The 23042-nt window shown below is 51.4% G+C and carries 21 protein-coding genes; 14 read left to right on the forward strand and 7 right to left on the reverse strand.

The features are described 5' to 3' along the window. Positions 1 to 9: 9 nt before the first annotated feature. Positions 10 to 876 carry a glutathione-dependent disulfide-bond oxidoreductase gene (gene yghU, locus A7Z29_RS18600; protein WP_000131798.1) on the reverse strand — a complete coding sequence of 289 codons (867 nt, stop codon included), beginning with the start codon at positions 874 to 876 and terminating at the stop codon, positions 10 to 12. A 203-nt stretch (positions 877 to 1079) separates the two neighbouring features. On the opposite strand from yghU, the gene gss reads away from it, so the two are divergent. Together gss and pitB are read left to right on the forward strand one after the other, a co-directional pair. After that, the gene (gene gss / locus A7Z29_RS18605; RefSeq protein WP_010347796.1) at positions 1080 to 2939 is read left to right on the forward strand and encodes a bifunctional glutathionylspermidine amidase/synthase; all 1860 of its coding nucleotides are present in this window, start codon (positions 1080 to 1082) and stop codon (positions 2937 to 2939) included. A gap of 291 nt (positions 2940 to 3230) precedes the next feature. Then, the gene (gene pitB / locus A7Z29_RS18610; protein WP_105290609.1) at positions 3231 to 4730 is read left to right on the forward strand and encodes an inorganic phosphate transporter PitB; all 1500 of its coding nucleotides are present in this window, start codon (positions 3231 to 3233) and stop codon (positions 4728 to 4730) included. Positions 4731 to 4778: 48 nt separating this feature from the next. Here the strand turns inward: pitB and A7Z29_RS18615 are convergent, their stop codons facing one another. Continuing rightward, positions 4779 to 5471, reverse strand: coding sequence for a dTMP kinase (locus tag A7Z29_RS18615; RefSeq protein WP_105290610.1), 693 nt, complete (start codon positions 5469 to 5471; stop codon positions 4779 to 4781). A gap of 173 nt (positions 5472 to 5644) precedes the next feature. Between A7Z29_RS18615 and A7Z29_RS18620 the strand changes: the two genes are divergently transcribed. Genes A7Z29_RS18620 through lptG form a run of 7 tightly spaced genes read left to right on the forward strand, consistent with a single transcriptional unit; the run spans position 5645 to position 12111 of the window. Next, entirely contained in the window at positions 5645 to 6358 is a 714-nt protein-coding gene (locus A7Z29_RS18620; RefSeq protein WP_085461185.1) for a dTMP kinase, read from the forward strand. A 30-nt stretch (positions 6359 to 6388) separates the two neighbouring features. Next, positions 6389 to 7147 carry a nucleoside/nucleotide kinase family protein gene (locus tag A7Z29_RS18625; protein ID WP_085461184.1) on the forward strand — a complete coding sequence of 253 codons (759 nt, stop codon included), beginning with the start codon at positions 6389 to 6391 and terminating at the stop codon, positions 7145 to 7147. Positions 7148 to 7191: 44 nt separating this feature from the next. After that, a complete protein-coding gene (locus A7Z29_RS18630; RefSeq protein WP_105290611.1) occupies positions 7192 to 8541 on the forward strand; it encodes a lipopolysaccharide biosynthesis protein in 1350 nt (449 codons plus the stop codon). Further along, complete coding sequence (locus A7Z29_RS18635) at positions 8541 to 9377, forward strand: hypothetical protein (RefSeq protein ID WP_000984959.1); 837 nt, start codon at positions 8541 to 8543, stop codon at positions 9375 to 9377. Before A7Z29_RS18630 ends, A7Z29_RS18635 begins: the two co-directional genes overlap by 1 nt. Further along, positions 9377 to 9934 carry a YtfJ family protein gene (locus tag A7Z29_RS18640; protein WP_001141136.1) on the forward strand — a complete coding sequence of 186 codons (558 nt, stop codon included), beginning with the start codon at positions 9377 to 9379 and terminating at the stop codon, positions 9932 to 9934. The genes A7Z29_RS18635 and A7Z29_RS18640 overlap by 1 nt, the downstream gene beginning before the upstream one ends. 30 nt (positions 9935 to 9964) lie before the next feature. Further along, positions 9965 to 11035 (forward strand): LPS export ABC transporter permease LptF, encoded by a 1071-nt coding sequence (gene lptF, locus A7Z29_RS18645; RefSeq protein ID WP_105290612.1) that lies wholly within the window; start codon positions 9965 to 9967, stop codon positions 11033 to 11035. Continuing rightward, positions 11032 to 12111, forward strand: coding sequence for an LPS export ABC transporter permease LptG (gene lptG / locus A7Z29_RS18650; RefSeq protein ID WP_010347785.1), 1080 nt, complete (start codon positions 11032 to 11034; stop codon positions 12109 to 12111). Before lptF ends, lptG begins: the two co-directional genes overlap by 4 nt. A 34-nt stretch (positions 12112 to 12145) precedes the next feature. On the opposite strand, the gene spt is transcribed toward lptG, so the two are convergent. The 4 genes from spt to A7Z29_RS18670 are packed head-to-tail and all read right to left on the reverse strand — an operon-like array spanning position 12146 to position 16230. Further along, positions 12146 to 13318: a serine palmitoyltransferase gene (spt, locus tag A7Z29_RS18655; protein ID WP_000524983.1), complete on the reverse strand. Its 1173-nt coding sequence runs from the start codon at positions 13316 to 13318 to the stop codon at positions 12146 to 12148. Continuing rightward, a complete protein-coding gene (locus A7Z29_RS18660) occupies positions 13318 to 13566 on the reverse strand; it encodes an acyl carrier protein (RefSeq protein WP_000248097.1) in 249 nt (82 codons plus the stop codon). Before A7Z29_RS18660 ends, spt begins: the two co-directional genes overlap by 1 nt. Before the next feature lie 31 nt (positions 13567 to 13597). Next, positions 13598 to 14512, reverse strand: coding sequence for an NAD-dependent epimerase/dehydratase family protein (locus tag A7Z29_RS18665; RefSeq protein ID WP_105290613.1), 915 nt, complete (start codon positions 14510 to 14512; stop codon positions 13598 to 13600). Next, complete coding sequence (locus A7Z29_RS18670; protein WP_206748680.1) at positions 14509 to 16230, reverse strand: fatty acyl-AMP ligase; 1722 nt, start codon at positions 16228 to 16230, stop codon at positions 14509 to 14511. Before A7Z29_RS18670 ends, A7Z29_RS18665 begins: the two co-directional genes overlap by 4 nt. A gap of 378 nt (positions 16231 to 16608) precedes the next feature. Between A7Z29_RS18670 and yghO the strand changes: the two genes are divergently transcribed. After that, positions 16609 to 17733: a protein YghO gene (yghO, locus tag A7Z29_RS18675; RefSeq protein WP_105290615.1), complete on the forward strand. Its 1125-nt coding sequence runs from the start codon at positions 16609 to 16611 to the stop codon at positions 17731 to 17733. A gap of 82 nt (positions 17734 to 17815) precedes the next feature. On the opposite strand, the gene glcC is transcribed toward yghO, so the two are convergent. Next, positions 17816 to 18580 (reverse strand): transcriptional regulator GlcC, encoded by a 765-nt coding sequence (glcC, locus tag A7Z29_RS18680; RefSeq protein WP_029365893.1) that lies wholly within the window; start codon positions 18578 to 18580, stop codon positions 17816 to 17818. 250 nt (positions 18581 to 18830) lie between these two features. Here glcC and glcD point away from each other — a divergent pair, with 250 nt between their 5' ends. The 4 genes from glcD to A7Z29_RS18700 are packed head-to-tail and all read left to right on the forward strand — an operon-like array spanning position 18831 to position 23025. Next, on the forward strand, positions 18831 to 20330 hold the full coding sequence (glcD, locus tag A7Z29_RS18685; RefSeq protein ID WP_105290616.1) for a glycolate oxidase subunit GlcD: 1500 nt from the start codon (positions 18831 to 18833) through the stop codon (positions 20328 to 20330). Further along, complete coding sequence (gene glcE, locus A7Z29_RS18690; protein ID WP_105290617.1) at positions 20330 to 21382, forward strand: glycolate oxidase subunit GlcE; 1053 nt, start codon at positions 20330 to 20332, stop codon at positions 21380 to 21382. Before glcD ends, glcE begins: the two co-directional genes overlap by 1 nt. A 10-nt stretch (positions 21383 to 21392) precedes the next feature. Continuing rightward, a complete protein-coding gene (gene glcF / locus A7Z29_RS18695) occupies positions 21393 to 22616 on the forward strand; it encodes a glycolate oxidase subunit GlcF (protein ID WP_105290618.1) in 1224 nt (407 codons plus the stop codon). 4 nt (positions 22617 to 22620) lie between these two features. Beyond that, complete coding sequence (locus tag A7Z29_RS18700; protein WP_000853256.1) at positions 22621 to 23025, forward strand: GlcG family protein; 405 nt, start codon at positions 22621 to 22623, stop codon at positions 23023 to 23025. Positions 23026 to 23042 lie beyond the last annotated feature (17 nt).

Here is a 23042-nt window from a genome sequence, read left to right on the forward strand (position 1 = left end):
CACTAACCCTTACCCCTGGCGCTTATCTTCCGTATTCGTCTCGAAATCACTGGCGTCATGGCGCTCATGCAACTGCTCGTTCAGCGGTCCGTTGGTGCGGTTAACAATACGCCCACGCTTCACCGCCGGACGTTCGCCCACTTCTTTCGCCCAGCGTTGCACGTGCTTATAACTGCCCGCATCAAGAAACTCTGCGGCATCATATACGCCGCCTAACACCACGTTGCCAAACCACGGCCAGATTGCCATATCAGCAATGGTGTACTCATCGCCCGCAACAAACTTATGCTGCGCCAGTTGCTTATCAAGCACGTCGAGCAGGCGCTTGGCTTCCATGGTAAAGCGGTTGATGGCGTACTCAATTTTCACCGGCGCGTAATGGTAAAAGTGACCAAAACCACCGCCGAGGAACGGCGCAGCGCCCTGTAACCAGAACAACCAGTTCAGTGTTTCCGTCCGTTTTGCCAAATCCTGCGGCAAGAAGTAGCCAAATTTCTCTGCCAGATAAAGCAGGATCGAACCAGACTCAAACACGCGGATTGGCGGATTATGCGTATGATCGCGCAGCGCGGGGATCTTCGAGTTCGGATTCACTTCCACAAAGCCGCTGGAGAATTGATCGCCATCGCCAATGCGAATCAGCCAGGCGTCGTACTCTGCACCAGTAACGCCCAGCGCCAGCAGCTCCTCAAGCATAATCGTTACTTTCTGACCGTTTGGCGTGCCCAGAGAATAGAGCTGTAACGGGTGCTTGCCAACCGGCAGCGTTTTTTCATGCGTCGGGCCAGAAACCGGGCGATTGATATTGGCGAATGCGCCGCCAGCAGATTTATCCCACGTCCAGACTTTCGCGGGCTGATAAGTATTGTCTGTCATACTGAATTGCCTTCTGAGTGGTAGTGTTGAAGCAGTGTAGCAGTTCGATTGCTATACAGATTGTGAATTTTTAACCCTTTGCGCCAGCCGCTGCGTTGAGGTGTATGATAAGTCAGACCTCTGTCCGGTTAATGTCGCTGAGCAGGTAATCAGAGCACAACAATTACGCCAACTGCTTAGGTTGTATTGTTAAAGGTAAAGTGATGAGCAAAGGAACGACCAGCCAGGATGCCCCGTTCGGGACATTATTGGGCTACGCCCCAGGTGGTGTAGCAATCTACTCTTCAGATTACAGTTCTCTCGATCCGCAGGAATACGAAGATGACGCCGTATTCCGTAGCTATATCGACGACGAATATATGGGCCACAAATGGCAATGCGTTGAATTTGCTCGCCGTTTTCTCTTTCTGAATTACGGTGTGGTCTTCACAGACGTGGGTATGGCGTGGGAGATTTTCTCGCTGCGCTTCCTGCGTGAAGTGGTTAACGACAACATCCTGCCGTTGCAGGCATTTCCTAACGGTTCGCCGCGTGCGCCAGTCGCGGGTGCGCTTCTTATCTGGGATAAAGGCGGAGAATTTAAAGACACCGGCCATGTCGCCATCATTACCCAATTGCATGGCAACAAAGTTCGCATTGCTGAACAAAACGTGATTCATTCCCCGTTGCCGCAAGGGCAGCAGTGGACGCGCGAACTGGAGATGGTGGTCGAAAACGGCTGCTATACCCTCAAAGACACGTTTGATGACACCACCATTCTGGGCTGGATGATCCAGACGGAAGATACTGAATACAGCTTACCGCAGCCGGAAATTGCAGGCGAGCTGCTGAAAATCAGCGGAGCGCGCCTGGAAAACAAAGGCCAGTTTGACGGTAAATGGCTGGATGAAAAAGATCCGCTGCAAAACGCCTATGTGCAGGCCAACGGTCAGGTGATCAATCAGGATCCATATCATTATTACACCATTACCGAGAGTGCCGAGCAGGAGCTGATTAAAGCTACCAACGAGCTGCACCTGATGTATCTTCACGCTACCGATAAGGTGCTGAAAGATGACAACCTGCTGGCATTGTTCGATATTCCAAAAATCCTCTGGCCGCGTTTGCGCCTCTCCTGGCAGCGTCGCCGGCACCATATGATCACTGGTCGCATGGATTTCTGTATGGATGAGCGTGGCCTGAAGGTCTACGAATACAATGCCGATTCCGCCTCTTGTCATACTGAAGCAGGCTTGATCCTCGAACGTTGGACGGAGCAAGGCTATAAAGGCAACGGCTTCAATCCGGCGGAAGGGCTGATTAACGAACTGGCAGGCGCATGGAAACACAGTCGTGCACGTCCATTTGTCCATATCATGCAGGACAAAGATATCGAGGAGAACTATCACGCGCAGTTTATGGAGCAGGCGCTGCAACAGGCGGGCTTTGAAACGCGTATCTTGCGCGGGCTGGATGAACTGGGCTGGGATGCTGCCGGGCAACTGATTGATGGGGAAGGGCGACTGGTTAACTGCGTATGGAAAACCTGGGCGTGGGAAACGGCGTTTGATCAGATTCGTGAAGTCAGCGACCGTGAGTTTGCTGCGGTGCCGATCCGTACCGGGCATCCGCAAAATGAAGTGCGTCTTATCGACGTATTGCTGCGCCCGGAAGTGCTGGTCTTTGAGCCGCTGTGGACGGTGATCCCCGGCAACAAAGCGATTCTGCCGATCCTCTGGTCGCTGTTCCCGCACCATCGCTATCTGCTGGATACTGATTTCACTGTTAATGATGAACTGGTGAAAACCGGTTATGCCGTGAAGCCGATTGCCGGTCGCTGTGGCAGCAATATTGACCTCGTCAGCCATCATGAAGAGGTGCTTGATCAGACCAGCGGTAAATTTGCCGAGCAGAAAAACATCTATCAACAGTTGTGGTGCTTGCCGAAAGTGGACGGTAAATACATCCAGGTATGTACCTTCACCGTTGGCGGCAACTATGGCGGGACTTGCTTGCGCGGCGATGAATCACTGGTCATCAAAAAAGAGAGTGATATTGAACCGTTAATTGTGGTGAAAGAGTAATACATGTTGTAGCAACCTCGTACTGATTATAAAGAGTAATCAGTACGGGGATTAATCAAAATATTTAATGTTTATATATTTTATTATTTATTCATTTCATGCATGAATATATGGACTGGCGAAATGTCTGTGTATTAATTATATCTAATAATTTTGAATGAATGCTTATTGTCTGATACACAAGAAATAACACTCTTTTTATCGTTAAAAAATGATATTTCACTTTGCCCACGCCGTTAAAGTCACTGATAATGCGTCCGTTCGTAAATTCAAAATGGCGTAATCTAATATATGCTAAATTTATTTGTTGGCCTTGATATATACACAGGGCTTTTGTTATTACTTGCTCTGGCATTTGTGTTGTTCTACGAAGCAATCAATGGTTTTCATGACACGGCGAATGCGGTGGCAACCGTTATTTATACTCGTGCCATGCAACCACAACTTGCTGTGGTGATGGCGGCATTTTTTAATTTTTTTGGCGTGTTATTGGGCGGACTTAGCGTTGCCTATGCCATTGTCCATATGTTGCCAACCGATTTGTTGCTGAATATGGCGTCAACCCACGGTCTGGCGATGGTCTTTTCCATGCTGCTGGCGGCGATTATCTGGAACCTGGGAACGTGGTTCTTTGGTTTACCGGCCTCCAGTTCGCATACTTTAATTGGCGCGATTATCGGCATCGGTTTAACTAATGCGATGTTAACCGGCTCATCGGTGATGGACGCGTTAAATCTGCGTGAAGTGACCAAGATTTTCTCCTCACTGATTGTCTCCCCAATTGTGGGGCTGGTGATTGCGGGAGGACTGATTTTCCTGCTGCGTCGCTTCTGGAGCGGCACGAAAAAGCGTGACCGTATTCACCGCATTCCTGAAGATCGCAAAAAGAAAAAAGGCAAACGTAAACCGCCATTCTGGACGCGTATTGCACTGATTGTTTCCGCTGCGGGCGTGGCGTTTTCGCATGGTGCGAACGATGGACAAAAAGGGATCGGTCTGGTGATGCTGGTGTTGGTGGGAATTGCGCCCGCCGGGTTTGTCGTCAATATGAACGCCTCCGGCTATGAAATTACCCGTACCCGCGATGCTGTCACTAACTTTGAACATTATCTGCAACAGCATCCTGAATTGCCGCAGAAATTGATTACGATGGAACCCCCGCTGCCTGCGACTCAGACGGATGGCACACAAGTGACGGAGTTTCACTGTCATCCGGCAAATACCTTTGATGCCATCGCGCGCGTTAAAACGATGTTGCCGGGCAATATGGAAAGCTATGAGCCGTTAAGCGTGAGTCAGCGCAGCCAGCTGCGCCGCATTATGCTTTGCATCTCTGATACTTCCGCGAAGCTGGCGAAACTGCCAGGCGTCAGTAAAGAAGACCAGAACCTGCTGAAAAAACTGCGCAGCGATATGTTAAGTACCATTGAATACGCTCCGGTGTGGATCATTATGGCGGTGGCACTGGCGCTGGGTATTGGCACCATGATTGGCTGGCGTCGTGTGGCGATGACCATCGGTGAGAAGATTGGTAAGCGTGGCATGACGTATGCGCAAGGCATGGCGGCGCAGATGACGGCGGCGGTATCTATTGGCCTTGCCAGTTATATTGGGATGCCAGTTTCCACAACACACGTACTTTCTTCGGCGGTAGCAGGGACGATGGTCGTGGATGGTGGAGGCTTACAGCGTAAAACGGTAACCAGCATCCTGATGGCGTGGGTGTTTACCTTACCGGCGGCGATTTTTCTGTCTGGTAGTTTGTACTGGATAGCATTGCAGTTAATTTAACCTTCCTGAAAATGCCCGGTACTGGCGATCGGGCATTTTCATCTCTGATTAGTGATAACCCCGTGCTGTCATAAAATCCGTAATTGCTTTTTCTGCGTCAACCAGTACCTGTTCCAGCGGCTGGTTGGCATCGATATCAACCAGTTGTGCACCGCCAAAGGTTAACTGTGGCGTTATGGCAATCTTCCTTGCCAGCGATTCCCGTTTATGGTCGGGTTTACGCGCGCAGGCAACTTCAAGGTCAACATTGAGTTTGATAACCAAATCAGGCTTATGACTTGCCATCCAGTGAAACGCTTTACGTTCCTGGCTTGCCAGCCATGAGACAAAACGACCGCCTTTAACGTTAGGTGGAAACACCGTACCATCGTAAGCGCCAGGAATTTGGTTCTGCGAAAAACGGTCGGTTAAAACAATTAACCCGCGACGACGACAGGCGAGCATATGACGAAAGCGCAGTAAGCGACGGGCAACAAACGCCGTAATTACCAGCGCCGGAACCGGCCCCGGTAATTTTTTTGCCGTTTTCACTTCATTTTTTTCAATGGTTTTATGCAGGGATTTTCCCATCAACGGTAGTTTTGTCACCGCGCGTCCGACATTCCCTGCCTGTTTTCCAAGATGAACTCTTTCGGCGGCACCATATTTTTCGACAACGGTAATAAGATGTTCACACACCGTTGACTTGCCTGAACCATCGCTACCAATAACGGCAATTAATGGAGGGGTTATTGACTGCATGAATATATCCTTAAATTTAAATATCCACCCAAAATATTTATTTGATTAATATGTTTTTATGAAAGTGTAATTCAGGTCAATACCACAATTAACCATTGTCACAATAAGATTGAGCAGATATTCTGAGCACGGACCACGTAATATTCAATACATTATTTGCTGCCGGGTTTTTCGTGAATCAACGTAATATGTCAATAATTAATTCCACGCCAGTGCGTGTTATTGCCATTGTGGGGTGTGATGGTTCAGGTAAATCGACTCTCACAGCAAGTCTGGTGAATGAACTGGCAACAAAAATGCCAACAGAACACATTTATCTCGGGCAGTCTTCCGGGAGAATTGGCGAATGGATATCACAGCTCCCCATTATTGGTGCACCTTTTGGGGGTTATCTGCGGGGTAAAGCGGCACATGTGCATGAAAAGCCGTCAACGCCGCCTGGCAATATTACCGCACTGGTTATTTATTTGCTTTCCTGCTGGCGAGCCTACAAGTTTCGCAAAATGTTGCGTAAAAGCCAGCAGGGCTATCTGTTGATTACCGACCGTTACCCACAGGTCGAAGTGCCAGGTTTTCGCTTTGATGGTCCGCAACTGGCAAAAACCTCTGGCGGTAACGGCTGGATAAAAATGTTAAGGCAACGCGAGCTGAAACTATACCAGTGGATGGCATCTTATTTGCCTGTGTTATTGATTCGTCTTGCTATTGATGAACAGACGGCATTTTCCCGCAAACCCGATCATCAACTGGCGGCGTTACAGGAAAAAATCGCCGTTACGCCACAACTGACGTTCAATGGCGCAAAGATACTGGAACTGGACGGGCGACAACCTGCTGATGAAATCCTGCAAGCCTCATTATGCGCGATTCACGCCGCACTTTCCTGATCACCAAAATGGATAGGGGATGATTTACGAATGGATGCACTACAAACACAAACTGTTAATAGTACAACCGCACCGCAGACCAACTATATTCCGGGGCTGATTGCGGTGGTTGGGTGCGATGGCACCGGTAAATCTACGCTGACCACCGATCTGGTTAAATCGCTGCAACAACACTGGCAAACTGAGCGGCGCTATCTGGGGCTGCTATCCGGCGAAGACGGCGACAAAATTAAACGCTTGCCGCTCGTTGGCGTCTGGCTGGAACGGCGTCTGGCGGCCAAATCCTCGAAAACCCAAAGCATGAAAACCAAATCTCCGGCGCTATGGGCGGCGTTGATTATGTATTGCTTCTCGCTGCGAAGAATGACGAATCTGCGCAAGGTTCAGCGGCTGGCGCAAAGTGGCGTTCTGGTGGTCAGCGATCGCTTTCCGCAGGCTGAAATTTCCGGTTTTTATTATGACGGACCGGGGATTGGCGTCGAACGTGCCAGCGGCAAAATCAACATGTTTCTGGCACAGCGCGAGCGGCGCTTATATCAACAAATGGCGCAATATCGTCCTGAATTAATTATTCGTCTGGGCATTGATATTGATACCGCCATCTCCCGCAAGCCAGATCACGACTATGCCGAGTTGCAGGACAAAATCGGCGTCATGTCGAAGATTGGCTATAACGGCACAAAAATTCTTGAGATTGATTCCAGAGCGCCCTACCGCGACGTGCTGGAACAGGCGCAGAAAGCGGTTTCTCTGGTTGCCATCGTTTCTGACCGCCGAAGTTTAACTTAAGGCTGGTGGCTATTTTTCATTATCAACGATAAGGTCTGGCTGAATTGGCGGGTTTTAACATCAAACATTGGTTTGCAGATGGAGCCTTTCGCACCATTATTCGCAATAGCGCCTGGTTAGGCTCCAGCAATGTCGTGAGCGCCTTGCTGGGTTTACTGGCGCTCTCGTGCGCTGGTAAAGGGATGACGCCAGCGATGTTTGGCGTACTGGTGATTGTGCAATCGTATGCCAAGTCGATCAGCGATTTTATTAAGTTTCAGACATGGCAGTTGGTAGTGCAGTACGGAACGCCAGCCTTAACCAACAATAATCCCCAACAATTTCGCAATGTCGTCTCGTTTTCCTTTTCGCTGGATATCGTCAGCGGCGCGGTGGCGATTGTCGGCGGCATTGCCTTACTGCCATTTCTTTCTCACTCATTAGGTCTGGATGACCAAAGTTTTTGGCTGGCGGCGCTCTATTGCACGCTCATTCCTTCAATGGCTTCCTCCACGCCGACCGGCATTCTGCGTGCGGTAGATCGCTTCGATTTGATTGCTGTACAGCAGGCGACGAAGCCTTTTCTGCGCGCAGCGGGGAGCGTAATCGCCTGGTATTTTGACTTTGGTTTTGCGGGGTTTGTTATAGCCTGGTACGCCTCGAATCTGGTTGGCGGCACCATGTACTGGTGGTTTGCTGCGCGCGAATTGCGCCGCAGAAATATCCATAACGCGTTTAAATTGAATCTGTTCGAGTCTGCCCGACACATCAAAGGGGCGTGGAGTTTTGTCTGGTCAACCAACATTGCCCACTCCATCTGGTCGGTGCGTAACTCGTGCAGCACAGTGCTGGTGGGGATTGTGTTGGGGCCAGCCGCAGCCGGGTTATTTAAAATTGCCATGACATTCTTCGACGCAGCCGGGACGCCGGCGGGTTTGCTGGGTAAAAGTTTTTATCCAGAAGTAATGCGCTTAGATCCGCGCACTACCAGACCGTGGTTGTTAGGCGTGAAGTCAGGGTTACTGGCTGGCGGAATCGGTGTTCTGGTGGCGCTCGCGGTGCTAATCGTCGGCAAGCCGCTCATTTCGCTGGTATTTGGCGTCAAATATCTCGAAGCATATGACCTGATCCAGGTGATGCTTGGCGCGATTGTTATTTCGATGCTGGGCTTCCCGCAGGAGTCATTGCTATTGATGGCGGGTAAACAGCGAGCCTTCCTCGTGGCGCAAACCATCGCTTCAATCGGCTACATCGTTTTGCTGTTCATGTTTTGTCATCTGTTTGGCGTGCTGGGAGCAGCGTTTGCTTATTTCGGCGGTCAATGTCTGGACGTGGCGCTCTCACTAATTCCGACCTTAAAGGCGTTCTTTCAGCGCCATTCATTGCTTTATAACGCAGCCGGAGAGAAATCCTGATGATGAGAAAATATTTCCCGCTTGAGGCGAGCGAGCGTTTATTTGTTGCGATTGAGGAAGATGATGTTGTTGACGCGCAGGTCAGTTTGCCGCCGACAATCGCCCTGGGTTGTACCGCCGAAATCATCCATGATAATTACGCGTTATGCCTGCAATTCTGGCTAAATGGCGTTGATCATAAGGAGTTGCTGCGTTTAATCCATAAACAAGCCAAAGGCGAGGGACTTACGGCTGATGAGCGCAAACAATTTAAATACATGCGAGCGCGCTATAAGCATTTACGTTTTGCTCAACGGTTGTATTTAAAGAAGCATCAGGCCGGATTTTTATTCGGCAAAACGACGGTATGTCTGGGCCATTTTCAGGATGGTTTTCGTAACGGTAAGAAAAATATCGTGTCGTATTACGGTAACCTGTTACGGATTTATTTAAGCTCTCCGGTCTGGTCGTTAGTGAACTGGTCATTACGCCATAGCCAGTTAGAAAGCGTGAACGGTTTTATTGCCTATCGGCAAAAGCAAATGCATATCCTGAAAGAGATTATTGCCAAACCGCGACTAACCGGCAGGGAATTTCATGATGTGCGAAAAATCATCAGTCAGCAGGTTTCTTATTACGACACCCTAAGATCGCTTGATCCTGAAAATAAAGAGGCGTTACAGATTTCTCGCTTCCTCGCTGCCATTAATGGTCTGATGGGGGATAAACACGACGACATGGTGGCGGATGATATGGAAAACCGCCGGTCATATGACGCACCGGTGGCGCTGGATAGCGATATTCGCCAGCGTTTAGAGCTGCTTATCTCGCGTTTTCCGCTATATCCGGAGCAATAATGCCATCTCGTCGGATTGTCGCTCTGATTATCGCACTCTTAGCACCAGGCACGGCGGCGCATAATTTCATCAATGGGAAGCAGGTTACGCCTGTTTATATCCAGGAAGGCGGCGAGCTACTGCTTAATAACGACGAAATTTACTACCAAAAGTGGAACAGTACGCAACTGAAGGGAAAAGTCCGCATTATCCAGTATATCGCCGGGCGCAAGTCGGCAAAGAAAAAGAACTCACTGTTAATCAAAGCAGTAGAAGTGGCGAACTTTCCGCAGGATCGTTTTCAGCCCACCACCATTGTGAATACCGATGATGCTATCTTTGGTACAGGCTATTTTGTGAGCGGCAAAATCGAAAAAAATAAACGCCGCTATCCGTGGGCGCAATTCGTTATTGACGGCAATGGTCTGGGACGCGTTGCCTGGCTATTACCGGAGCAGAGTTCAACCATTCTGGTATTGAATAAAGCCGGGCAAATTCAGTGGGCAAAGGACGGCAGCCTGACGCCGGAAGAGGTAGATCATGTTATTGCGCTGGCGCAGAAGCTGATCAATGAATAAAAAACTCAAAGGATTGAGGGCGTTAGTGAGATGAAGCTGGTTGAACATTACATCATGCGCGGTACGCGCCGTCTGGTGCTGATTATCGTCGGTTTTCTAATCTTTATTTTCGCCAGCTACTCCGCACAGCGTTATCTGACCGAAGCGGCAAATGGCACTTTAGATCTCAACGTTGTGCTGGATATCGTTTTCTACAAGGTGCTGATTGCACTGGAGATGTTGTTACCGGTTGGCCTGTATGTGTCGGTTGGCGTGACGCTTGGGCAGATGTATACCGACTCAGAAATTACCGCAATTTCTGCGGCGGGAGGCAGCCCGGCGCGTTTGTATAAAGCTGTTCTTTACCTTGCAATACCGTTAAGTATTTTTGTCACCGTTTTGTCGATGTATGGTCGGCCGTGGGCTTATGCGCAGATTTATCAACTGGAGCAACAGTCGCAGTCGGAGTTGGATGTCCGCCAGCTACGGGCAAAGAAATTTAATACTAACGATAATGGGCGGATGATCCTCTCGCAGACGGTTGATCAAGACAATAATCGCCTGACTGACGCGCTGATATACACTTCTACAGCCAATCGAACCCGCATTTTTCGTGCCCGCTCCGTTGATGTTATCGATCCCTCTCCGGACAAACCGACCGTCATGTTGCATAACGGCACAGCCTATCTTCTCGATCATCAGGGCAATGACGACAACGAACAGATCTACCGCAATCTACAATTACATCTGAATCCGCTGGATCAAAGCCCTAACGTCAAACGCAAAGCGAAGTCGGTCACGGAGCTGGCGCATTCTGTCTTTCCTGCCGATCATGCCGAATTGCAATGGCGACAAAGCCGTGGCGTGACTGCGTTGTTAATGGCATTGATGGCTATCTCTTTAAGTCGGGTAAAACCACGGCAGGGGCGATTTTCTACCTTATTGCCTTTAACGTTACTGTTTATTGCCATTTTTTATGGCGGAGATGTTTGCCGCACTCTGGTGGCAAACGGTGCAATTCCTGTTATCCCTGGTTTGTGGTTAGTGCCTGGACTGATGTTGACTGGTTTGTTAGTGCTGGTCGCACGCGACTTCTCTTTGCTGCAGAAATTTTCCCGATGAATGTCTTCAGTCGCTATTTAATCCGTCACCTGTTTCTCGGTTTTGCCGCTGCCGCAGGGCTACTGCTACCGCTTTTTACCACCTTCAACCTGATTAACGAGCTGGATGATGTCAGCCCTGGCGGTTATCGCTGGACTCAGGCGGTGCTGGTGGTGGTGATGACCCTGCCGCGCACACTGGTCGATCTTGCGCCGTTTATCGCGTTATTAGGGGGGATTGTCGGTCTCGGGCAGTTATCGAAAAACAGTGAACTTACCGCCATTCGCAGCACGGGATTTTCCATTTTCCGTATCGCGCTGGTGGCGCTGGTCGCCGGAATGCTGTGGACAGTCTCGTTAGGCGCGATTGATGAGTGGGTAGCGTCGCCATTGCAGCAACAGGCGATGCAAATCAAATCGACCGCCACCGCGTTAGGGGTAGACGATGACATCACCGGCAACATGTTGTGGGCCAGACGTGACAATGAATTTGTGACGGTGAAATCGCTGAATGAACAGGGCCAGCCGGTAGGTGTGGAGATATTTCATTACCGCGACGATCTGTCACTCGAATCTTACATTTACGCGCGCAGCGCCACCATCGAAGACGATAAAACGTGGCTCCTGCACGGTGTGAATCATAAAAAATGGCTTAACGGCAAAGAAACGCTGGAAACATTAGATAATCTGCCGTGGCAATCGGCATTCACCAGTATGAATCTCGAAGAGTTATCGATGCCGGGTAATAGCTTTTCTGTCCGCCAGCTCAACCATTACATCCATTATTTGCAGGCAACCGGGCAACCGAGCAGTGAATATCGTCTGGCACTGTGGGAAAAGCTGGGACACCCCATCTTAACTCTGTCGATGATTTTACTGGCTGTGCCGTTTACCTTTAGCGCCCCGCGTTCGCCGGGAATGGGCAGCCGTCTTGCTGTGGGCGTCATCGTTGGCTTGCTTACCTGGATTAGCTATCAAATCATAGTCAACCTGGGATTGTTATTTGCGTTGAGCGCCCCAGCGACCGCGCTCGGTTTACCAATCGTATTTGTGCTGGTGGCGTTGAGTCTGGTGTATTGGTATGACAGACAACACTAAACCCGCCGTGGCGTAATACCACGACGGGTTAACATTACTGTTTCAGCGTGGCGAACGCCTGAATGATGGCATCGATTTGTTCGCGGCTGTGAGCGGCGTTAACGCTACAGCGCAGCAGCGTAATGCCTGCAGGCGCGGCAGGTGGCAGGATAAGATTCACATAAACGCCCAGCGAAATAAGCTCGCGCCAGATGCGTAAACCTTCCTCTTTCGAACCGATTATTACCGGCACTACCGGGCTAATATGTGAACTTAACTCATAACCCAGTTTTTGCAGACCGTCATACAGATGGTTGGCGTTATCCATCAATTTTTGCCGCAACTCTGGTTGTGTGGCAATGGTTCTTAACGACGAGCGCACGGTCGCAATGCAGGAAGGAGAAGGGGAGGCGGTAAAAATATACGGGCGGCTACCGTAGCGCAGCACTTCCATCGCTTCCGAGCCTACGGCAAAACCGCCGATAGAGGCCAGACTCTTACTGAAGGTGCCAACGATAATATCAACATCGTCCTCAACGCCAACGGCCTCAACCAGCCCGCGCCCCGTTGCGCCTAACACGCCAAACGAATGAGCTTCATCGACAATCAAATAACCGCCGAGACGACGTTTGATATCAACAATTTCCGCCAGCGGTGCAACGTCGCCGAGCATACTGTAGATGCCCTCAACGATGATAATCGCCTCTTTCGCCCGTTCGCCGAGGCGAATCATGCGACGTTCCAGATCGTTGGCGTCGTTATGGCGAAAACGAATAATTTCCGCGCCGCCGAGAGAGCAGGCATCATAAATACTGGCGTGGCTGTCGGCATCCAGCAACACTACGGCGTTATGGTCGGCAAGTGCGCTGATGACGCCTAAATTGGCGGTATAACCGGTTGAAAAAACAATAGCAGTAGGGCGATTGAAAAACTCAGCAATCTCTTTTTCTAACGCCAGATGCGGCGCATAGCTGCCATTCGCCATACGAGAACCGGTGGTGCCGGTGCCTTGTGCCGCTAACGCTGCCTGACCTTCGGCGATGGCCTCGTTATTGAAGGTTAAACCGAGATAATTATTGGTTCCGGCCAGGATCACTTTTTTATTGCCGATACGCCCTTCGGTGGCGGAATACACTTCATCAATACAGGTGCCAAACGGTGTTAAACCGTTATCACTAAATTGCAGTCGCTCGCCAGCAAGACGCGCATATTTATCGTATAGCCCCATTATTTATTCTCCAGCCATGGAAGTAGTGTTTCCATTAATTGCGCAGGGGTTTTGACATCCAGCAGAATATTAATAGGAATGGAAATATCGAATCTGTCTTCCAGCATCATTAAGAGATCCATCACCTTGATCGACTCCAGGCCAAGATCGTTGACGAGATCGCTGTCGGGCTTAATTTCCACACCGTTTTCGACCAAATCCTGTAAACAGGAAAGGATGTAATCCATTACTATTTCACGATTTACCATAGAAACGTTAACACACCTTTAAACAAGACAATCAAAATAGCCCGTTGCGTAATGCGTGTTCCAGGCTAATCCCGGGAAACCAGTTAATATCTTCAGAAATACGGTTATTACTTGCCGACCAGTCGGCATGGGTTAATTCACGAATTTTTGAGCGCGTCAGCATTGGCTCTTTACCAGACAGACGACTTAATGTTGTGCTGATATCCGCAAGGCAGGTGAGCAACGGTAGAGGAATGCCGACCATCCGCACGGAACCACGACGGGCGGCAGCAGCAAGCTGTTGTACGCGTTGCCAGTCATAGCCGCCGGGGACGCCATCGCATAACTCATACGTTTGCGTTGGTACAGTTTCGGCGCTTAACCACTGGCCTACAGCTTGCGCGAAATCGGTAACGTGCAGGAAAGAGAGTTGTGTATCTGGCGCACCAAGTCGTGGCAGCAGGCCGCGCAGCATCCAGTCAAACAGCGGTTTTAGCTCTTTATCGCCGGGGCCATAGACTGCTGTCGGACGAAAAATTCCCAGCGTTATTTCGTCAGCCATTGCGATAAGCCGTTGTTCGGCGACGTGTTTGGATTTTGCATACCAGGAGAGTCCAGGATGGCGCGCCGCCAGCGAAGAGATAAACAGAAAACGTTGGCAAAAGCCGCTCTCTTTTGCCGCTTGCATCAGGCGCAGGCTGCCGTCAACGTTACAGCGGGTAAAAATCTCTTCTTTGTGCCCGCGCACTTGCCCGGCACAATGAACCACCGCACTGGCACCGGCAACCAGCTCGCTAAGCGAATGCGTGTCTTCCAGCGAACCACGCACCCAGATGAGGTTATCGCTGACGTGAGCGCGGGCAGTACGCGTCAACGTGCGAACATGAAAGCCGCGAACGAGCAGGTTATCGATAATATATTTACCAATAAACCCGGTAGCACCCGTCACCGCGACTGTTTGGCTCATACGAGAGATTCCTGCACTGGGGGATTAGCGGCGACGGCCTTCTGATAACGTTTTTTCGCTTCCGCGCGGGCGGGTTTGCCGGAAGACGTGCGGGGAATACTGTGGGGCGGTAACAGATCGATAGCCGCTGTCACGCCAAACTCGCTTTGTATCCGCGCCGCCAGCGAGTGGATAAGCTGCCTGCGACGTTCTTCGTCACTAATCCGACACTGGATCTGCAAAATGATTTTTTCCTGGGCGGTAACAAACGCAATGGCATCGCCAGAGTGGATTTCCGGCTCCTGCTCCGCCAGGTACTCAATATCCTGCGGCCAGATATTGCGGCCACGAATAATAATCAGATCTTTAATGCGCCCGGTGACATACAAATAACCGTTCAGCAGATAGCCGAGGTCGCCGGTATCTAACCAGCCCGTCGCGGCAATCTCGTCTTGCGAAACCTGGTCGCCAAAGTACCCGCTCATCAGGCTGGGGCCGGAGATGCAAATATGGCCTACTACACGTTCCGCAACCGGCATACCTGATTCATTGCGGATTTCAATGCCATGTTCCGGCAATGCTTTACCGCAGTTGACGAAAGTCGATACGGCGCGTGTTTCAGCACCCGGCGTAACAGCTTTACCCTGATATTCGAGGATGTCGCGATCCACTTCGTTAACTACAACGCCGGAGGTTTCGTCAGAAAAACTGACGGCAAGCGCGTTCTCTGCCAGCCCGTAGCATGGCATGAAAGTTTTATCGTCAAAGTTAGCCTGACGGAAACATTCAGCAAATTGATGGAGTTGCTCTGCGGAGATTGGCTCAGCGCCAATACCGGCGACGCGCCAGCAGGAGAGATCCAGTTCAGAGAGATCTTTTTCATTCACACGGCGCTGGCACAGTTCATAGCCAAACGGTGGCGCAACGGAAACGGTGCCGCGATTTTTGCTGATCAATTTAAGCCATTGCAGCGGGCGCATGGCGAAATCCTGAGTGCGCAAGTAATCCACTGAAAGCTGCGTGGCGACGGGGGTCAGGAGAAAGCCGACCAGTCCCATATCATGATAGAAAGGCAGCCAGGAGACGCAGCGATCGCCCGGACGTAATTTAATGCCATCGTGGCTGATGGCACGTAGATTGGCCATCACTTCGCGATGAGTAATGATGACGCCACGAGGAAAACGGGTGCTGCCGGAGGTGTACTGGAGGTAGGCGATATCGTCTGGGACGGGATGCTGGAGCGTAACGTCGGCTTCCAGCAAGGATTTAAACCAGGCATGGCTTAACACATGCAACTCAGGGTTGTCATGCGTCGCGGCATTGACTAACGGTAACCACTCATCGCCGGTGATAATCGCGGCAGGCTGACAGCTTGCCAGTAAGCCCTGCAATTTGGCGCTCCAGGAATCTCGCTGACCGACCCCCATCGGAATCGCCAACGGGACGGCGACTAACCCGGCATACTGGCAGGCAAAAAATGCTTCGACAAACCCGCTACTGGTTTCGGCAATCAGCGCCACGCGATCGCCTTTTTTCAGGTTCAGCGATAACAACCGCTTTGCGCCTGCTTCGGCATGTGCTTTTAAATTGTGATATTCCAGTTCATCTTCAAGCTGGCAACGTCTGTCATAAAAGTTCATTCCGGCGCGGCCCAGAGCGGCATAATCCAAAGCATCAACCAGCGTTGGAAAATCGGCATAGCGCATAGGCAGGGAATACGTAAAAATTTTATTAGACATATACACCACGAGAAAATTGGATATCAAAAATAAAATGACAATAATGCGGTGGATTATATATGCATAAAAGATAAATGAGATAGTATTTTCACGGGAGCGATATTGAACATTGATTTAAATAATGATTTTAACTTTTTTGTTTTTATTGTGAATGATATTTGATTTGTGAATATATTAAGCAAATGGCCTGTCTGGCCGCATTAAGCACTAAATATTAATATTTTTCAGATAATGTAGGTGATGGTTTTATCGCAATAATTAAAAGCAGTATTTTATATTCATCGGATGGATTATTTAGATGCCGAATATCTCGGTTATTGTCCGTATTCCCTCCGTTAATTATTTGTTAGCCATTGAGGTAGGGAATGCGAGACGCTGATGATTAAAATTGAAAAAGTAATAAATAAACATGACCTTAAGGCATTTATCGCTTTTCCGTCATCACTTTATCCCGATGATCCAAACTGGATCCCTCCTTTATTCATTGAACGCAGCGAGCATTTGTCAGAGAAGAATCCGGGGACGAAGCATATTATCTGGCAGGCGTGGGTGGCAAAAAAAGCGGGGCAGATAGTCGGGCGCATTACCGCGCAAATCGATACCTTGCACCGTGAGCGTTACGGTGAAGATACTGGTCATTTCGGTATGATTGATGCCATTGATGATCCGCAGGTTTTTGCCGCTTTATTTGGCGCAGCGGAAGCGTGGTTGAAGTCACAAGGCGCGCGCAACATCAGCGGACCTTTCAGCCTGAATATCAATCAGGAAAGCGGATTACTGATTGAAGGTTTTGACACACCGCCATGCGCGATGATGCCGCACGGTAAACCGTGGTATGCCGCGCATATTGAACAATTGGGTTATCGCAAAGGCATTGATCTACTGGCGTGGTGGATGCAGCGAACCGATCTCACTTTTTCTCCGGCGCTAAAAAAACTGATGGAGCAGGTACGCAAGAAGGTGACCATTCGCTGCATCAATCGCCAGAGGTTTGCCGAAGAAATGCAGATCCTGCGTGAGATTTTCAACTCTGGATGGCAGCACAACTGGGGATTTGTGCCGTTTACCGAACGCGAATTTGCGACCATGGGCGATCAGCTTAAATACCTGGTGCCGGACGATATGATCTACATCGCTGAGATAGATTCTGCACCCTGTGCGTTTATTGTCGGCTTACCGAACATCAACGAGGCGATTGCCGATCTGAATGGATCGCTCTTTCCCTTCGGCTGGGCAAAATTGCTGTGGCGCTTAAAAGTCAGCGGTGTGCGAACTGCGCGAGTGCCGCTGATGGGGGTACGTGACGAGTATCAGTTTAGCCGCATCGGCCCGGTGATCGCGTTGTTGCTTATTGAAGCCTTACGCGATCCGTTTGCCCGCAGAAAGATCGATGCGCTGGAGATGTCATGGATCCTCGAAACCAATACAGGCATGAATAACATGCTGGAACGCATTGGGGCGGAGCCGTATAAACGTTACCGATTGTATGAAAAGCACATTTAATACCAGCTCCCATTAAGCGCAGGGGCGATCCCCTCGCCCCTCGAGGAGAGGGTTAGGGTGAGGAGGAAAACTCGGCTCACATTCACCCCGGATTCATCTCCAGCGGCACCGCCGAGCGAATCAAGTGGTGGCCTTCCAGCTCGATATCGTGGAGATTCTTTTTTACGGTCATCACGTGATCGCGGGCGGCGCGCTGGGCGACATGCGGCAACCGTTGTAAAACCGCGTTATAGATCCGCGCATGTTGGCGATCGATCTGTTTCTTCTGCTGTGGTCGATGATAGAGATTATTCACGCTGGCAAACACCGAATTAAACATCAGGTCGGTCAATGATTGCAGAGTAAATACCAGCACCTGATTGTGGGAAGCCTGACAAATCGCCCGATGAAAAGCGTGATCCAACTGCGCATGTTCGATCAGCGAAATCTCTTTGTTGTTCTCACTGGCGGCGAGCATTTTTTCATAACAGCGGGTTATCAAGACAAAATCAGCCTGGGTTCCCAGCGTTGCCGCCAGCCTGGCTGATTCACCTTCCAGCAGTGCGCGAACGTCGAGCAGATCGTACAGCGTTCGCGGCTGCGTACTGAACAGATGGATTAGCGGGCTGGTGTCCTGCACCCGATCAAGACGAGCCACACGGGAATCACGCCCCTGCGCCGTTTCAATAATCCCGCGCCCGCGCAGCACAGTCAGCCCTTCGCGCAGTGCGGAGCGTGAGAAGCCGAGCTTTTCACACAGTCGGCGCTCTGAAGGAAGCGGCTGCCCAACCTTCAACACGCCGTCGATAATCAACCGTTCGATACTCTCTGCAACCACTTCGCAAATAGGGCGACGCTCATCTTTCATTCCCGGACCTCGTGCACAGGTAGGACCAATTTTTCTGTTCTTAATTCGCAAAACACGCACATCACGTAAGTGATTATGTTACATCAATTTAACATTAAGTTAACCAATGCAAGGTCACAGAGCTGGAAAAAAAATGGTCTGACCGGTAGCTAAAGAGATAGACGAAAACAAAAAGCCCGCTTAATAACTGTTCACAGAAGCAGCGCGCAAAAATCAGCTGCCACACAACACAACAAAGCGAAGCCTACTCATGAGCATCTTATACGAAGAGCGTCTTGATGGCGCTTTACCCGATGTCGACCGCACATCGGTACTGATAGCACTGCGTGAGCATGTCCCTGGACTGGAGATCCTGCATACCAATGAGGAGATCATTCCTTACGAGTGTGACGGGTTGAGCGCGTATCGCACGCGTCCATTACTGGTTGTTCTGCCTAAGCAGATGGAACAGGTGGCGGCGATTCTGGCTGTCTGCCACCGCCTGCGTGTACCGGTGGTGACCCGTGGTGCAGGCACCGGGCTTTCTGGTGGCGCGCTGCCGCTGGAAAAAGGTGTGTTGTTGGTGATGGCGCGCTTTAAAGAGATCCTCGACATTAACCCCGTTGGTCGCCGCGCGCGCGTGCAGCCGGGCGTGCGTAACCTGGCGATCTCCCAGGCCGTTGCGCCGCATAATCTCTATTACGCGCCGGATCCTTCCTCACAAATCGCCTGTTCGATTGGCGGTAATGTGGCGGAAAACGCCGGGGGCGTCCACTGCCTGAAATACGGTTTAACCGTGCATAACCTGCTGAAAATTGAAGTGCAAACGCTGGACGGCGAGGCGCTGACGCTGGGATCGGACGCGCTGGATTCGCCTGGTTTTGACCTGCTGGCGCTGTTTACCGGATCGGAAGGTATGCTCGGCGTGACCACCGAAGTGACGGTAAAACTGCTGCCGAAGCCGCCCGTGGCGCGGGTTCTGTTAGCCAGCTTTGACTCGGTAGAAAAAGCCGGACTCGCCGTCGGTGACATCATCGCCAATGGCATTATCCCCGGCGGGCTGGAGATGATGGATAACCTGTCGATCCGCGCGGCGGAAGATTTTATTCATGCCGGTTATCCCGTCGACGCCGAAGCGATTTTGTTGTGCGAGCTGGACGGCGTGGAGTCTGACGTACAGGAAGACTGCGAGCGGGTTAACGACATCTTGCTGAAAGCGGGCGCGACTGACGTCCGTCTGGCACAGGACGAAGCGGAGCGCGTGCGTTTCTGGGCCGGACGCAAAAACGCCTTCCCGGCGGTGGGGCGTATCTCGCCGGATTACTACTGTATGGATGGCACCATTCCGCGTCGCGCCCTGCCTGGCGTACTGGAAGGCATTGCCCGTTTATCGCAGCAATATGATTTACGCGTCGCCAACGTCTTTCATGCCGGAGACGGCAACATGCACCCGTTAATCCTTTTCGATGCCAACGAACCCGGTGAATTTGCCCGCGCGGAAGAGCTGGGCGGGAAGATCCTCGAACTCTGCGTTGAAGTGGGCGGCAGCATCAGTGGGGAACATGGCATCGGGCGCGAAAAAATCAATCAAATGTGCGCCCAGTTCAACAGCGATGAAATCACGACCTTCCATGCGGTCAAGGCGGCGTTTGACCCCGATGGTTTGCTGAACCCAGGGAAAAACATCCCCACACTGCACCGCTGCGCTGAATTTGGTGCCATGCACGTGCATCACGGTCATTTACCTTTCCCTGAACTGGAGCGTTTCTGATGCTACGCGAGTGTGATTACAGCCAGGTGTTACTGGAGCAGGTGAATCAGGCGATTAGTGATAAAACGCCGCTGGTAATTCAGGGAAGCAATAGCAAAGCCTTTTTAGGTCGCCCTGTCGCCGGGCAAACGCTGGATGTGCGTTGCCATCGCGGCATTGTTAATTACGACCCGACCGAACTGGTGATCACCGCTCGCGCCGGAACGCCGCTGGTGGCGATTGAAGCGGCGCTGGAAAGTGCGGGGCAAATGCTCCCCTGCGAGCCGCCGCATTATGGTGAAGAAGCCACCTGGGGCGGGATGGTCGCCTGCGGACTGGCGGGGCCGCGTCGCCCGTGGAGCGGTTCAGTACGCGATTTTGTCCTCGGTACGCGCATCATTACCGGCACTGGAAAACATCTGCGTTTTGGTGGCGAAGTGATGAAAAACGTCGCCGGATACGATCTCTCGCGGTTAATGGCCGGAAGCTACGGTTGTCTTGGCGTACTCACTGAAATCTCAATGAAAGTGTTGCCGCGACCGCGCGCTACCTTGAGCCTGCGGCGGGAAATCAACCTACAAGAAGCCATGAGTGAAATCGCCCAGTGGCAACTCCAGCCACTTCCCATTAGCGGCTTATGTTATTTCGACAACGCCTTGTGGCTCCGCCTTGAAGGCGGTGAAGGATCGGTAAAAGCAGCGCGTGAACTGCTGGGTGGCGAAGAGGTCGCTGGTCAGTTCTGGCAGCAATTGCGCGAACAACAATTGCCGTTCTTCTCATTACCGGGCACTTTATGGCGCATTTCCTTACCCACCGATGCGCCGATGATGGATTTACCCGGCGAGCAACTGATCGACTGGGGCGGCGCGTTACGCTGGCTGAAATCGACAGCCGATGACAATCAAATCCACCGCATCGCCCGCAACGCTGGCGGTCATGCGACTCGCTTTAGTGCCGGAGATGGCGGCTTTGCTCCGCTACCGACTCCCTTATTCCGCTATCACCAGCAGCTTAAAAAGCAGCTCGACCCTTGCGGCGTGTTTAACCCCGGTCGCATGTACGCGGAACTATGAGGAGCAGGCTATGCAAACCCGATTAACCGAAGAGATGCGTCAGAACGCGCGCGCGCTGGAAGCCGACAGCATCCTGCGCGCCTGTGTTCACTGCGGATTTTGTACTGCAACCTGCCCAACCTATCAGCTTCTGGGGGATGAACTGGACGGGCCGCGCGGGCGCATCTATCTGATTAAACAGGTGCTGGAAGGCAACGAAGTTACGCTTAAAACGCAGGAGCATCTCGATCGCTGTCTCACTTGCCGCAACTGTGAAACCACCTGTCCTTCTGGTGTGCGCTATCACACTCTGCTGGATATCGGGCGTGATATTGTCGAGCAGAAGGTGAAACGTCCACTGCCGGAGCGAATGCTGCGCGAAGGGCTGCGCCAGGTGGTGCCGCGTCCGGCGGTCTTCCGCGCGCTGACGCAGGTAGGGCTGGTGCTGCGACCGTTTTTGCCGGAACAGATCAGAGCAAAACTGCCTGCCGAAACGGTGAAAGCTAAACCGCGTCCGCCGCTGCGCCATAAGCGTCGGGTTTTAATGCTGGAAGGCTGCGCCCAGCCTACGCTTTCGCCCAACACCAACGCGGCAACTGCGCGAGTGCTGGATCGTTTGGGGATCAGCGTCATGCCAGCTAACGAAGCAGGCTGTTGTGGCGCGGTGGACTATCATCTTAATGCGCAGGAGAAAGGGCTGGCGCGGGCGCGCAATAATATTGATGTCTGGTGGCCCGCAATTGAAGCAGGTGCCGAGGCAATTTTGCAAACTGCCAGCGGCTGCGGTGCGTTCGTCAAAGAGTATGGGCAGATGCTGAAAAACGATGCGCTGTATGCCGATAAAGCACGTCAGGTCAGTGAACTGGCGGTCGATTTAGTCGAACTGTTGCGCGAGGAACCGCTGGAAAAACTGGCGATTCGCGGCGATAAAAAACTGGCCTTCCACTGCCCGTGTACCCTGCAACATGCGCAAAAGCTGAACGGCGAAGTGGAAAAAGTGTTACTTCGTCTTGGATTTACCTTAACCGACGTTCCCGATAGCCATCTGTGCTGCGGGTCGGCGGGAACATATGCGTTAACGCATCCCGATCTGGCGCGCCAGCTACGGGATAACAAAATGAATGCGCTGGAAAGCGGCAAACCGGAAATGATCGTCACCGCCAACATTGGTTGCCAGACGCATCTGGTGAGCGCCGGTCGTACCTCTGTGCGTCACTGGATTGAAATTGTAGAACAAGCCCTTGAAAAGGAATAAAAAAATGAAAACTAAAGTCATTCTTAGCCAGCAAATGGCGAGTGCAATTATTGCCGCAGGTCAGGAAGAGGCGCAGAAAAATAACTGGTCTGTTTCCATTGCTGTTGCAGATGACGGCGGTCATCTGCTGGCGTTAAGCCGCATGGATGATTGCGCGCCGATTGCGGCTTACATCTCCCAGGAGAAAGCGCGTACTGCCGCGCTGGGGCGTCGTGAAACTAAGGGCTATGAAGAGATGGTGAACAACGGACGTACCGCGTTCGTGACTGCGCCGTTACTGACGTCGCTGGAAGGCGGCGTACCGGTTGTTGTGGATGGGCAAATTATTGGTGCCGTGGGCGTTTCTGGTTTAACCGGAGCACAGGATGCGCAGGTCGCGAAAGCGGCAGCAGCGGTGTTGGCGAAATAAGCGAAAACGAGGAGATA

The sequence above is a fragment of the Escherichia sp. MOD1-EC6842 genome (assembly GCF_002965705.1).
Lineage (GTDB): Bacteria > Pseudomonadota > Gammaproteobacteria > Enterobacterales > Enterobacteriaceae > Escherichia > Escherichia ruysiae.